Consider the following 12,838-nt stretch of genomic DNA (forward strand, 5'->3'; position numbering starts at 1 on the left):
GACTGGAGGCAACCGGGTACCCCGGGCCCCGGCGCTTTATCCCGCCCGCGGACGATCACGTACGGGCGCGGGCGACCGCCCCGTCAGGGCGCCCGGTCCGCCCGGTCCGCCGCCGACTCGGGGCCGGGCGGGGCGGCGGCGGCCGGGTCCAGGACGCGGGTGAGGAAGTCCCGCGTACGGGCCTCCCGGGGCGCGCCCACCACCTGCGCCGCCGGGCCCTCCTCCACGATCCGGCCGCCGTCCATGAACACCACCCGGTCGGCGACCTCGCGGGCGAAGCTCATCTCGTGCGTGACCACCATCATCGTCATGCCGTCCCGCGCCAGCCCCCGCATCACCGCCAGCACGTCGCCCACCAGCTCGGGGTCGAGCGCCGACGTCGGCTCGTCGAACAGCATCACCTGTGGGTCCATCGCCAGCGCCCGGGCGATCGCCACCCGCTGCTGCTGGCCGCCCGACAGCGTCGCCGGGTACGCGGCGGCCTTCTCCAGGAGGCCGACCCGCTCCAGGTTCCCCCGGGCGACCCGCGCCGCCGCCGTCCCGTCGCGGCCCAGCACCCTGCGCTGCGGCAGCGTCAGGTTCTCCTCCACGGTCAGGTGCGGGAAGAGGTTGAACTGTTGGAAGACCATGCCGATCCGGCGGCGCACCGCGTCGATGTCGACGTCGGGGTCCGTGACCTCCGTGCCGCCGACGAGGACCCGCCCCGCCGTCGGCTCCTCCAGCAGGTTCACGCAGCGCAGCAGCGTCGACTTGCCCGACCCGGACGGCCCGATGACGCACACGACCTCGCCCCGCGCCACCTCCAGGTCGATCCCGCGCAGCACCTCGTGGTCCCCGAACGCCTTGCGCAGCCCCCGGACCTCGATCTCCGCGCTCCCACCCGCGTCCATGCTCACCCGGCCTTCCCGGTACGGGCCTCGAGGCGGCGCACCACGAAGCCCAGCGGAACCGTCACCAGCAGGTAGCACAACCCGGCGACGAGGATCGGCGTCGAGTTGGCCGTCTGGCTGGCCAGGTCCCGGCCGAACTTGGTCAGCTCCCGCTCCTCCAGGGTGACCCCGAGGAACAGCACCAGCGACGAGTCCTTGAACAGCAGCACCAGCTCGTTCGTCAACGGCGGGATCACGATCCGGAACGCCTGCGGGACGACCACCGACGCCATCGCCCGCGCGTGCGAGAACCCCAGCGACCGCGCCGCCTCCATCTGCCCCCTCGGCACCGCCTGGATGCCCGCGCGGATCGTCTCGGCCATGTACGCGGCGGCGACCAGCCCCAGGCCCAGCGCGACCTTCCCGTACGTGCCGCCGGGGATCTCCGCCCCGGGGAACGCCAGCGGCACCGCGACCCCCACGAAGATGAAGATCAGCAGCGCGGGCAGGCCCCGGAAGAACTCGATGTACACCCCGGCGACCCACCGGTACGGCGCGACCGACGACAGCCGCATCAGTGCGATCACCAGGCCCAGCACCAGCCCGAAGACGAAACCCGACGCGGTGTAGACGACCGTGTTGCGCAGCGCCGTGGTGATGATCTGCGGGAACAGCTCGCCGGCGAGGCCCCGCTGCGCGAACTGGTTGCGCAGCCGCTCCCAGTCGGCCACGGCGACGACGGCGGCGACCGCCGCGACGAACACCGCGTACTGGATCCCCTGGGAGACCCGGCGCCGCTGGCGCCTCGTCAGCCGCGAGGTCACGACCCGGCCCCGGGCAGCGGGCCGATCCACTCCTCGTACAGCTTCCGGTACGTGCCGTCGGCCCGGGCGTCCCGGATCGCCCTGTCGATCGCGGCGCGGAGCCTGTCGTTGCCCTTCTTCACCGAGAAGCCGTACTGCTCGCCGGTCTCGATGCTCTCGCCGAGCACGAACGCGGCGGCGTTCGCCCCGTCCTTGAGCCAGCCCCGCACGACGGGGTAGTCGATGACGACCGCGTCGACCTGCCCGGTCCGCAGCCCGTTGAGCACGGCGTCCGAGCTCTCGAACGCGACCGGGTCGAAGCCCCGGCCCTTGGCGTGGCTCTCACCGGTCGTCTCGGCCTGCGCCCCCAGCCGCAGCCCACGGGCCTTCACCTCCGCCAGGGTCCTCACCCCGCTCTTCTTCGACGCGAGCACCGCCTGCGTGGCGTCGAAGTACGGCACGGAGAAGTCGACGTTCTTCTTGCGCTCCTCGGTGATCGTCATCCCGGCGGCGGCCAGGTCGCACTCGCCGGAGTTGAGGAACGCGCCGGTCTTGAAATTCTCGAACGGCGTGTCGAGGATCTTCTGCTGGACGCCCAGGTCCTCCGCCACCAGGTCGATCAGCGCCACGTCGAACCCGACCACCTTCCCGCCCCGCTCGAACTGGAACGGCGGGTACGGCAGGTGGGTGCAGGTCGTCAGCTTGCCCTTCTCGACCACGGGCACCCCGCCCCTGGCCTCCCCCGGCCCCTCCCCGCCGGACGAGCACCCCGCCGCCGACAACAGCGCCGCCGAGACGGCGGCGACGGCGGGGCGGACACGGGCGCGCTTGCGGCCGGCAGTCGTCGACACGGTGGACCTCCCAGGGGGCGGGGCGGCGGGACGGGGGAGCCGCCGGGCGCGATCGTATGCCACGAAGCTCACCATAAGGCGGATAACGGTACATATCTCTATCCCGGTTCGCGCGCGGCGGCCGGTGCGGTCCTCCGCGGACCCCGACCCGGCGGACGCGGCCCGGTGGGGCGGCGGCATGCTGGGGACGTGCTTCCGATACCCCAACAGCCCTCGCAGGGGCCCGCGGTGGGCCACATGGTCGTCTGCGGCGACGACGCGCTGGCCGACCGCCTCGCGCACGAGCTGAACGACGTGTACCGGGAGCGGGTGACCCTCCTCGTCCCCGGCCGTCCCGCCGCCCCGCGGGACCCGGGCCGCCGCCCCGGCGGCGCCCTCGCCCTGTTCGGCCGCGTCTCCGCCGCCATGGCCCGCCCCGCCGCCGGGGACGGGCGCACGGCGCGGGGAGGGCGCCCCGGCGGGGGGACCGTGCGGGACCGCGTCACCCCGTACGACGCCTCCCCGTACGACACGCTCGGCGGCCGGGGCCCCCGGCGGACCGTCCACGTCGTCGAGGCGGCGGAGGCGGACGAGACGGCGCTCGTCGAGGCCGGCGTCGAACACGCCACGGCGCTCGCCCTGGTCCACGGGGACGACGAGACCAACATCCGCACCGCGCTGCTGGCCCGCCGCCTCAACCCCCGGCTGCGCCTGGTCATCCGCATGTACAACCGCAAGCTCGGCCAGCACCTGGAGCAGCTCCTCGACCAGGCCGCCGCCGTCGCCACGCCCGGCATCGACCCGGAGGTCCTGGACGCCTCCACCACCGTCCTGTCCGACGCCGACACGGCCGCTCCCGCCCTCGCCGCCACCGCCGTCGCCGGTACCAGCAAGATCGTCCACGCGGACGGGCTGCTGCTGCGCGCCGTCGAACGCACCCCTCCCGGCCCCGGGGAGATCGCCGACCCGGGCCTGTGCACCCTCGCCCTGCTGTCGTCCACCGCCACCGACCCGGCCGGCAGCGACGGCACCGACGGCAGCGGCGACCAGGGCCCCCGGCTGCTCCCCGACGACCGGGCCGTCGCCGCCGCCACCGGACGCGGCACCGTCGCCCTGGAAGCCGTCACCTACGCCGGCCCGACGCTTCCCGCGAGCCGGCTGCCCACCCCGTCCGTGCCGTTCGCGTCGCTGTTCTCGCGGCGGCTGCGCTGGTCGATCGCCGGCCTCGCCGGAGCCGTCGCCGCCCTCGCCGTGGCGTCCTGGCTCACCACGGACGATCACCCGCTGCACGCCGCGTACCTCACGCTGCTGGACCTCTTCGCGATCGGCGACCCCGCCCTGGACGCCCCCGTCGAGCGGCAGGTCCTCCAGATGCTCTCCGGGTTCGTCGGGCTGCTCCTGCTGCCGATGCTCGTCGCCGCGCTCCTGGAGGCACTCGGCACCTTCCGCACCGCCACCTCCCTGCGCCGCCCGCCGCGCGGCCTGTCCGGCCACGTCGTCCTGCTCGGCCTCGGCAAGGTCGGCACCCGCGTCCTGACCCGGCTGCGGGAACTGGGCATCCCCGTCGTCTGCGTCGAGGCCGACCCCGACGCGCGGGGCGTCGCCACCGCGCGCCGCCTGCGCGTGCCCGTCGTCCTCGGCGACGTCACCGAGGAGGGCGTCCTGGAGGCCGCGCGCGTCCACAAGGCGCGCTCCCTGCTCGCCCTGACGAGCCTCGACATCACCAACCTGGAGGCCGTCCTGTACGCCCGCTCCGTCCGCCCGGACCTGCGCGTGGTGCTGCGGCTGTACGACGACGACATCGCGACCGCCGTGTACCGGACCCTGCGTGCCGCGCACCCCGGGGCGCTCACCCGCAGCCGCAGCGTCTCCCACCTGGCCGCCCCCGCCTTCGCCGGTGCCATGATGGGCCGCCAGGTCCTGGGCGCCATCCCCGTGGAGCGGCGCGTCCTGCTGTTCGCCGCGGTCGTCGTCGCCGGCCACCCCGAGCTGGAGGGCCGTACCGTCGCCGAGGCGTTCCGGCCCGGCGCCTGGCGGGTGATCGCCCTGGACCCGAGCGCGCCCGGCGAGCGGCGCGTCGACCTGGCCGCCGTGCACCACGCCGCCGAGGACGGGCGCACCGGCCTGGTGTGGGACCTCCACCCCGGCTACGTGCTGCGCCCCGAGGACCGCGTCGTGCTCGCCGCGACCCGTCGGGGCCTGGCCCAGCTGCTCGGCCGGGGCGGAGCGGCCACCCCCTGACGGCGGCCGCGCGGCGGGTCACTAGGGTGGCCCCGGCCCCCGGCCCGGCCGCGACGGCGGTGGCCGGCGGGAAGCGGCGAGGTGTGGAGGAACGGCTGTGCTGATGATGGGGAAGATCCTGCGGTTCGACGAGGTGCGGGGCTACGGCTTCATCGTGCCCCGCGAGGGCGGCGAGGACGTCTTCATGCACGCGAACGACCTGGTGGACGAGAAGTACCTCTACCAGGCGGGACGTGAGGTGGAGTTCTACCTGGAGATGGGCGACAAGGGCCCCAAGGCGTCGGAGATCCGCCTCGTGGACCGCTCCGCCCGCCGCGCGCCCGCCGTGCGCCCGGACCGGGACGCCGTCCCGGACGGCCTCGACGACCTCGACGACGACACCCTGGACGTCCTCACCACCGCCGAGTTCCGGACCGAGCTGACCGAGGCCCTCATCGAGGCGGACGGGACCCTGACCGCCGCCCAGCTCAAGCGGGTCCGCACCCGCGTCCTGGAGCTCGCCCGCGACCACGGCTGGGTCGAGGCGTAGCCGGCCTCCCCGCGCGGCGGCAGGCCGCCGGCCCGCGACCCGGACCGCCGGGTCCGGCCCGCGACCCGGACCACCGCCCCGGCCACCGTCCTGGCCCGCGGGTGTTGCGGTCGCCCGGTTTCGTGGAACACATGCCGCCGGAGGCGCGAGGCGCCGGTGCGCCGGCATGCGGGAGGACGAGGCGATGCGCGGCAGGCGGAAGGACGGGACCGGGGTCCGGTGGCGGGCGGCGGTGGCGGGCGCCGCGCTGGCGACGGCGGTCACGGCGGTGGTGGTGCCGCCGGCGCCCGGCCGCCCCGGGGACGGCACCGGCGCCGCCCCCGGGGACGGGACGGCGCGCACCGAGTCGGGCCAGGTGCGGGGCGTCCGCTCGCGGGACCACACGGTCTTCTACGGGATCCCCTACGCGGGACCGCCCACGGGGGCGCACCGCTGGGCCCCGCCCCGGCCGCCCGTCCGCTGGTCCGGGGTGCGGGACGCCACGCGGCCGGGGCCGCTGTGCCCGCAGGTGCCGTCCTCGTACGCGCCGATCTCCAGCGAGGAGGAGGACTGCCTCGTCCTCAACGTGACCACGCCGCCCCGGGCCGCCCGCCGTCCGGCGCCCCTGCTCGTGTGGATCCACGGCGACGGGGCGGTGGGCGGCGGCGCGTTCTTCGACGGGCGCCGCCTCGCCGACCGGGGCCTGGTCGTGGTGACCGTCAACTACCGGATGGGCGTCTTCGGCGGACTGGCGCTGCCGGGCCTGGAGGGCGCCGGGACGTTCGGCCTGCAGGACCAGCGGGCGGCGCTGGCGTGGGTCCGGCGCAATGCCGCGGCGTTCGGCGGCGACCTGGCGAACGTGACGGTGGCGGGCGTCTCGTTCGGTGCCGCCGCCATCGCCGGGCACCTCGTGTCGCCCGCTTCCCGGGGCCTGTTCGACCGGGCCGTGATGGCGAGCGGCGAGGGCATGATGGACATGCCGGCCGGGACCATGGGTCCGGGCGTGCCGGGATACCCGTGGTACGTGTGGCGCTCCGGCCGCGAGATGGAGGACATCACCGCCGCGATGACCGCCCCGCTCGGCTGCGGCGGCCGGGACCCCGACCGCACCCTGCGGTGCCTGAGGGCCCTGCCGGTGAGGCGGATCCTCCAGGTGCCGCACATCATGAACGCCTTCCAGGCGTTCGGGTACGGCAACGCCACCCTGCCGGAACCGCCCCCCGAGGCGCTGCGCGCCGGCCGGTTCCACCGGGTGCCCGTGCTGTCCGGCGCGACGCGCGACGAGCACCGCACCTTCGTCGGGATGCTCTACGACGCGGTGGGGAAGCCGTTCACCGAGGCGGACTACCACCGGTCGCTGCGCACCGCGTTCGGCTCGCACGCGCGGCGCGTCCTGGCCGCGTACCCGGCCGACCGCTTCCCCTCGCCGGCCCTCGCCTGGGCGACGGTGGTCACCGACCGCATGTGGGCGCGCGGCACCGAGGCGCAGCACCGCGCGCTCGGCCGCCACGTGCCCACGTACGCCTACGAGTTCGCCGACCGGGAGGCCCCGATGTTCCTGCCGCTGCCCGGGCGGTTCGACTTCGGCGCGTACCACGCGGGGGACCTGCCCTACCTGTTCGAGGACGACGAGGTGGAAGCGCGGTTCACCCCGGCGCAGCGGCGGCTGTCCGCGACGATGACCGCGTACTGGGCGGCGTTCGCCCGGAACGGCGACCCCAACGCGCCCGGCCTGCCCGGATGGCGTGCGTACCGGCCGGGCGACCGTCCGGCGTACACCCAGTCGCTGGCGCCCGACCGGATCGGCCCGGTCGACTACCGCCGCGAGCACCGCCTGGACTTCTGGTCCCGCCTGCCCTGACCGGCCCGCTCCGGGCCGCCCGGGGCGGCGCCCTACGGCGGCTCGGACGCCGCGTCGTCGCGCAGCCCGGCCGCCAGCCGCAGCAGCCGCGCCTCGTTCCCCGCCAGGCCCGCCCGGCGCAGCGCCTCGTCGGCCTCTGCCATGGGCGAGGCCAGGTACGCCCCCGCCATGGGCGCGAGGCCCGGGTCGGACAGGACGGCCCGGGCGGTCTCCACCAGGCGGAGGTAGGCCTGTGCCGCCGCGCGTTCGGACACCGTGGGGGTGGTGGTCATCTCTCGCTCCCTGTCGACGGGTCGGTGCCCCCACTCTCGCGCACGGCACTGACACTCACGGCGCGCCCCGGCCGCGCAGGTGCTCCACCAGCCGCTCCACGAACACGCGCTGGCCGGCCACCAGCCGCCCGGCCGCCTCCTCCGGCGTGCACCAGGCGACCCGGTCCACCTCCGGGAACGTCCGCGTCACGCCCGACCCGCGCGGCCACTCCATGGCGAACGTCCCCGGCACCACCAGCGCCGGATCCAGGTCGCCCTCCACGGCCCACACCGTGACCACCTTGCCGCCCGCCTGCCGCGCCTCCCCGAGCGGCACGGGCTCGCCGTCCGGCACGAGCAGGCCCAGCTCCTCGGTGAACTCGCGACGGGCGGCCGTCAGCGCCGTCTCGTCGTTCGCGTACTCGCCCTTCGGGACCGTCCACGCCCCCGCGTCCCGCGCCGCCCAGTAGGGGCCGCCCATGTGTGCGAGGAGCACCTCCGGCCGGCCGCCGGACGTACGGAACACCAGCAGCCCCGCGCTGCGCCTGACCACCATGCGCGCCAGTCTGCCCGCCGCGCCCGGCCGTGCCGCGCTACCGTCGGCCGGTATGGGACAGGACCACCCCGACAGCCCCGCCCCGCCCGGCCGCCCCGACAGCCCCGGCGCACCTGGCCGCCCCGACGGCCCCGGCGCACCCGGCGGCCCGGACGACCCCGACGGCCCCGGCGCACCCGGCGGCCCGGACGACCCCGCCTTCCCCGCCCGTACGGCGCCAAAGGCCCCGTCGCTCGACCGCCTCGACGCGGCCGTGGTCCGCTGCCGGGCCTGCCCGCGCCTGGTCGAGTGGCGCGAGCGGATCGGCCGCGAGGGGCGCCGCGCGTACACCGGCTGGGAGTACTGGGCCCGCCCCGTCCCCGGCTTCGGCCCGAACGACGCGGCGCTGCTCGTCGTCGGCCTGGCCCCCGCGGCGCACGGCGGCAACCGCACGGGCCGCATGTTCACCGGCGACCGCTCCGGCGACGTGCTGTACGCCGCGCTGCACCGCCTCGGCCTCGCCAGCCGGGCCGAGGCGACCTCCCGCGACGACGGGCTGCGCCTGTACGGGGTGCGGGTCACCGCCCCCGTGCACTGCGCACCGCCCGACAACCGGCCCACCCCGGGGGAGCGCGACACCTGCCGTCCCTGGCTGGCCGAGGAGCTGGACCTGCTGCGGCCCACCGTCCGCGCCCTGGTCGTCCTGGGCGCGTTCGGCTGGCAGGCGGTCCTCCCGGCGCTCGCCGCGGCGGGCTGGTCGGTGCCGCGCCCGAGGCCCCGGTTCGCGCACGGCGCCCGCGTGCGGCTCCCCGCCGCCGGCGGCGGGCCGGACCTGGAGGTGTTCGGCTGCTACCACGTCAGCCAGCGCAACACGTTCACCGGCCTGCTCACCCCGGACATGCTGACGGACGTCCTGGGCGCCGCCGCCCGCGCCGCCGGACTGCCGGCGGCTACGCCGTGAACTCGTAGGTGAGCGGCGCCGACCGCGGGGCGAAGCGGATGTCCGTCACCTCCAGCACGTGGCCGTGCTGGTCCTGCACCTCCCGGTGCACCGTCAGGTACGCGGCGGCCCCGGGCAGGCCCACCCCGATCGACTCGCGGCGCGTCAGCCGCAGCCCCGCCCGGTGCATCCACCGGTACGCCGGCCGCAGGTCCGGGCGGTGCCCCGGGCGGGCCTCCGCCCGCCGGTAGCGCCCCAGTTCGGGCACCTCGGCCAGCGCGTACCGGGAGAAGCGGGAGACCGCCCCGTGTTCCAGCGCGCCGTCCGGGCCCAGCACCCGGTGCCGGTGGACGAGCGTCGGCTCGCCGGGCAGCAGCCCCAGCAGCTCCGCCGTCGCGCCGGGCGCCGGCTCCCAGCCGAGTGCCGCCTCCACCACCCGGTCCGGCCCGCTCCCCGCGACGGGGAACTCCAGCAGCCCGGACGCCAGCACGGGCCCCGGTCCGGCCGCCGCCGGTTCCGCCGGAGCGGCGTACGTGCCGCGCCGCTCCGTGACCACCAGCCCTTCGTCGCGCAGCAGCCGCAGCGCGTTGCGCACGGTCTGCCGGTTCACCCCGAAGCGGTGCACCAGGGACCGCTCGGACGGGAGCCGGGCGCCCGGCGCGAACCGTCCCCCGGCGAGGTCGTCGCGGAGCGCGGCCGCGACCTGGAGGTAGAGCGGGAGTGCCGTGGAGGCGTGGGGCTCAGCCATGTTCAACCCTCAAATTTTGCTCAGCGTAGCCGTGTGAGCCGTGTCGGTGAGCACATCCTTATCATTGGTCTAAACCTCTTGGGAAGTCGGGCCCCGGCATTCCCGCCCACTCCCGGCGAACTCTGGCCGAAACGGATTCGCCCCGGTGCCCCTCGGGTACCCGGCCACGGCCATGCACCGAGGGAAGGAGAAGGCCGCCATGAAGGCCGTCACCTGGCACGGAAAGCGCGACGTCCGCGTGGACGAGGTCCCGGACCCGCGCATCGAGCAGCCCACGGACGCGGTCGTGCGCGTCACCTCCACCGGGCTGTGCGGGTCCGACCTCCACCTCTACGAGGTCTTCGGCCCCTTCATGACGCCCGGCGACGTCCTGGGCCACGAACCCATCGGCATCGTCGAGGAGGTCGGCCCCGAGGTGACCGGCCTCCGCCCCGGCGACCGCGTCGTGGTCCCCTTCCAGATCGCCTGCGGCCACTGCTGGATGTGCGCCCGCGGCCTGCCCACCCAGTGCGAGACCACCCAGGTCTCCGAGGAGGGCATGGGCGCCGCGCTGTTCGGGTACTCCCGGCTCTACGGCTCCGTGCCCGGCGCCCAGGCCGAGTACCTGCGCGTCCCGCAGGCGCAGTACGGGCCGATCAAGGTCCCCGAGGGCCCGCCCGACGACCGGTTCCTCTACCTCTCCGACGTGCTGCCGACCGCCTGGCAGGCCGTCCGGTACGCCGACGTGCCGCCCGGGGGCTCCCTCGTGGTCCTCGGCCTCGGCCCGATCGGCGAGATGTGCTGCCGCGTCGCCCTCCACCAGGGCGTGGAACGGGTCATCGGCATCGACCTCGTGCCGGAGCGCCTCGACCGCGCCCGCCTGCGCGGCGTGGAGGTCTTCGACCTCACCGCCCACGACGGGCAGGACGAGCTGGTCGCCGCCGTCCGGGAGGCCACCGGCGGACGCGGCCCGGACTCCGTCGTCGACGCCGTGGGCACCGAGGCGCACGGCAGCCCGGTCGCCAAGGCGCAGCAGCAGGTCGCCGGGCTCCTCCCGCGCCCCTGGGCGGCCCGGCTCCACCAGAAGGCCGGCGCCGACCGGCTCGCCGCGCTGTACCTGGCGATCGACCTCGTACGGCGCGGCGGCACCATCTCCCTCAGCGGCGTCTACGGCGGCGCCGCCGACCCGCTGCCCATGCTCACCCTCTTCGACAAGCAGGTCCAGTTGCGCATGGGCCAGGCCAACGTCCGCCGCTGGACCGACGAGATCCTGCCGCTCCTCACCGACGACGACCCCCTCGGGGTGGACACCTTCGCCACCCACCACCTGCCGCTCTCCGACGCGCCGCACGCCTACCAGATGTTCCAGCGCAAGGAGGACGGCGTGAGCAAGGTCGTCATGCGGCCCTGAGCCGGCGCCCCGTCAGCCCTCGGCGGGGTCCCGCCACAGGGGCGGCGCTTCCAAGGGCTCCGGCTCCGGCCGGAACAGCACGGCCCGCGCCACCCGGGGCGCGAACAGCGCGGTCAGCGGCCTCGTCAGGGACAGCACCGGGCGGAACACCGCGTCGACCTCGGGGTCGCCGCCCGCCCGCCGCTGCACACGGGCCACGTACCACCCGACGGGCCGGTCCAGGAGGGTGGGGCGGGCCGCGTCGCCGACCGCGCCCGGCATCTGCTTGTCCGCGCCCGCCGAGATGTCCCACGCCTGCCGCGACGCCCGGAACAGCGCGCGCTGCACCCGCAGCGTCGTCGGTGTGCGCCGCCGGTCCGCGAGGGCGTCGCGCAGGGCGACCGCCGCCAGCGCCGCGACCGCCATGCCCTGCCCGTAGATCGGGTTGAAGGTGCACAGGGCGTCGCCCGTGACGAGGAAGCCCGCAGGGCGGCGGCCGGGGCGGTCGTAGCGGTGCCGTACGTTCGCGGTGGCGCGGAAGCCGTACACCGGCGAGACCGGTTCGGCCTTGGCCAGCCACTCGCGCAGCACCGGGTGCGGCAGCCGCCCCGCGAACTCCTCGAACGCCGCCCCGTCGCCGGGCGGTTCCTGGCCGCGCAGCCCGGACAGGGTGACGAGGAACCGGCCGTCCTCGACGGGCAGCGCCACGCCGCCGTACGTGTGGCGGGGGTTCGGGACGACGAAGTAGCCGGCCGCGTCGGTGTCGTCGCCGTGCCGGTCGTGCCGGTAGAGCCGCGTCGCGTAGGCGAGGCCCGTGTCGATGGTCTCCGTGCGCGGCGGCTCCGCGCCGAGCGCGGCCAGCCACCGCGACGCCCGCGAGCCCCGCCCCGAGGCGTCCACCACCAGGTCGGCGCCGATCGGCCGTGGTTCCCCGCCCCGGCCGGCGCCGCGCTCGCGCACCAGGACGCCCCGTACGCGCGCGGCGTCCCCGGTCAGACCCACGACCTCCGTCCCCTGCACGGCCGTGACGCGCGGGTCGGCCAGCACCCGGCGCCGGATCGCCTGCTCGACCAGCGGCCGGGACGCGGTGAGGATGCGCACCACGGCGGCCCTGCGCCGGTACCAGCCCCCGGCCTGCCACTGCACCACGTCCTCGGGCATCCCCGGGTGCGGGGCGCCGTCGGCCAGCAACTCGTCCACGACGCCCGGCAGCAGCCGGTCCAGCGCCTGCCGGCCGCCCTCCAGCAGCACGTGCAGGTGCCGCCCCTGCGGCACGCCCGCGCGCGGCTCGGCCTCCTTGGGGAAGCGGTCCCGTTCGACGACGGTGACCCGCTCGGCGTGGTCCGCGAGCGCCCTGGCCGCGAGGAGCCCGGCGATGCTGCCGCCGATCACCACCGCGTGGCGCGTCCCGCTCCCCGCCTCACGGCCGCTGCCCAACCCGTCGGTCATGTCCGCCCCTTCGCGTCGACGTCCTGTGGCGGACCAGTATCCACGCCGGGTCGGGGCGGGGGCGCGCGCCGGGGCGGAGGTGCCCGGTGTGGGGGACACGGCTCCGTCGAGGAGTCCGGGCCACGCGCCGCCGTGGAGGCCGCGCTCGATCCGCCGGCCCGGGCCCACCCCGCAGCCCGGCCCCGCGGCGCGGCCGGTGGGAGAGGGCGGGTCGGTTCCAGGGCGGCGGACCCCGCCGGCTCCGTCACTCCCGCCCGGGCCTTCACTCGAACGGGTGAGGGTCGTCGGCCGGAACGGCGCGCGGCCGGGGCCTGCGGCGCGACGGCCCGCAGGGGTGGCTCCGGCGTCCGCCCCGGCCTCCGCTCCACGGCCGACGCGTCGTCGTCCGGGACGAACCGCCACCGCCCCGGCGGTCGCGGTCCCCTCCCGGCGCG

General features: G+C 76.4%; 12 protein-coding genes. 5 read left to right on the forward strand and 7 right to left on the reverse strand.

The features are described from left to right. Positions 1-83 precede the first annotated feature (83 nt). The 3 genes from RND61_RS18260 to RND61_RS18270 are packed head-to-tail and all read right to left on the reverse strand — an operon-like array spanning position 84 to position 2,523. Complete coding sequence (locus RND61_RS18260; RefSeq protein WP_315879062.1) at positions 84-890, reverse strand: amino acid ABC transporter ATP-binding protein; 807 nt, start codon at positions 888-890, stop codon at positions 84-86. Between the two features lie 2 nt (positions 891-892). Continuing rightward, positions 893-1,723, reverse strand: a complete 831-nt coding sequence (locus RND61_RS18265) for an amino acid ABC transporter permease (protein ID WP_391653679.1) — start codon at positions 1,721-1,723, stop codon at positions 893-895. Further along, complete coding sequence (locus RND61_RS18270) at positions 1,690-2,523, reverse strand: ABC transporter substrate-binding protein (protein WP_315879049.1); 834 nt, start codon at positions 2,521-2,523, stop codon at positions 1,690-1,692. Before RND61_RS18270 ends, RND61_RS18265 begins: the two co-directional genes overlap by 34 nt. Positions 2,524-2,760: 237 nt before the next feature. Here RND61_RS18270 and RND61_RS18275 point away from each other — a divergent pair, with 237 nt between their 5' ends. The 3 genes from RND61_RS18275 to RND61_RS18285 all read left to right on the forward strand — a co-directional run bounded on the left by RND61_RS18275 (position 2,761) and on the right by RND61_RS18285 (position 7,112). Beyond that, positions 2,761-4,743 (forward strand): NAD-binding protein, encoded by a 1,983-nt coding sequence (locus RND61_RS18275; protein ID WP_315879063.1) that lies wholly within the window; start codon positions 2,761-2,763, stop codon positions 4,741-4,743. 97 nt (positions 4,744-4,840) lie between these two features. Further along, positions 4,841-5,272 (forward strand): cold shock domain-containing protein, encoded by a 432-nt coding sequence (locus tag RND61_RS18280; protein WP_315879050.1) that lies wholly within the window; start codon positions 4,841-4,843, stop codon positions 5,270-5,272. Between the two features lie 166 nt (positions 5,273-5,438). Continuing rightward, entirely contained in the window at positions 5,439-7,112 is a 1,674-nt protein-coding gene (locus RND61_RS18285) for a carboxylesterase/lipase family protein (protein ID WP_315879051.1), read from the forward strand. 32 nt (positions 7,113-7,144) lie between these two features. Here the strand turns inward: RND61_RS18285 and RND61_RS18290 are convergent, their stop codons facing one another. Next, the gene (locus RND61_RS18290) at positions 7,145-7,384 is read right to left on the reverse strand and encodes a hypothetical protein (protein ID WP_315879052.1); all 240 of its coding nucleotides are present in this window, start codon (positions 7,382-7,384) and stop codon (positions 7,145-7,147) included. Positions 7,385-7,439: 55 nt separating this feature from the next. Next, positions 7,440-7,919: an NUDIX domain-containing protein gene (locus RND61_RS18295; RefSeq protein WP_315879053.1), complete on the reverse strand. Its 480-nt coding sequence runs from the start codon at positions 7,917-7,919 to the stop codon at positions 7,440-7,442. A 52-nt stretch (positions 7,920-7,971) separates the two neighbouring features. Here RND61_RS18295 and RND61_RS18300 point away from each other — a divergent pair, with 52 nt between their 5' ends. Beyond that, positions 7,972-8,859 carry a uracil-DNA glycosylase gene (locus RND61_RS18300; protein WP_315879054.1) on the forward strand — a complete coding sequence of 296 codons (888 nt, stop codon included), beginning with the start codon at positions 7,972-7,974 and terminating at the stop codon, positions 8,857-8,859. Here the strand turns inward: RND61_RS18300 and RND61_RS18305 are convergent. Continuing rightward, on the reverse strand, positions 8,849-9,586 hold the full coding sequence (locus RND61_RS18305; RefSeq protein ID WP_315879055.1) for a GntR family transcriptional regulator: 738 nt from the start codon (positions 9,584-9,586) through the stop codon (positions 8,849-8,851). The two genes, RND61_RS18300 and RND61_RS18305, sit on opposite strands and share 11 nt — an antisense overlap. A 199-nt stretch (positions 9,587-9,785) precedes the next feature. On the opposite strand from RND61_RS18305, the gene RND61_RS18310 reads away from it, so the two are divergent. After that, positions 9,786-10,976 carry a zinc-dependent alcohol dehydrogenase gene (locus tag RND61_RS18310; protein WP_315879056.1) on the forward strand — a complete coding sequence of 397 codons (1,191 nt, stop codon included), beginning with the start codon at positions 9,786-9,788 and terminating at the stop codon, positions 10,974-10,976. A gap of 12 nt (positions 10,977-10,988) precedes the next feature. On the opposite strand, the gene RND61_RS18315 is transcribed toward RND61_RS18310, so the two are convergent. Further along, the gene (locus tag RND61_RS18315; RefSeq protein ID WP_315879057.1) at positions 10,989-12,404 is read right to left on the reverse strand and encodes an NAD(P)/FAD-dependent oxidoreductase; all 1,416 of its coding nucleotides are present in this window, start codon (positions 12,402-12,404) and stop codon (positions 10,989-10,991) included. Positions 12,405-12,838: the final 434 nt, after the last annotated feature.

The organism is Streptomyces tamarix, from assembly GCF_032423885.1.
GTDB lineage: Bacteria > Actinomycetota > Actinomycetes > Streptomycetales > Streptomycetaceae > Streptomyces > Streptomyces tamarix.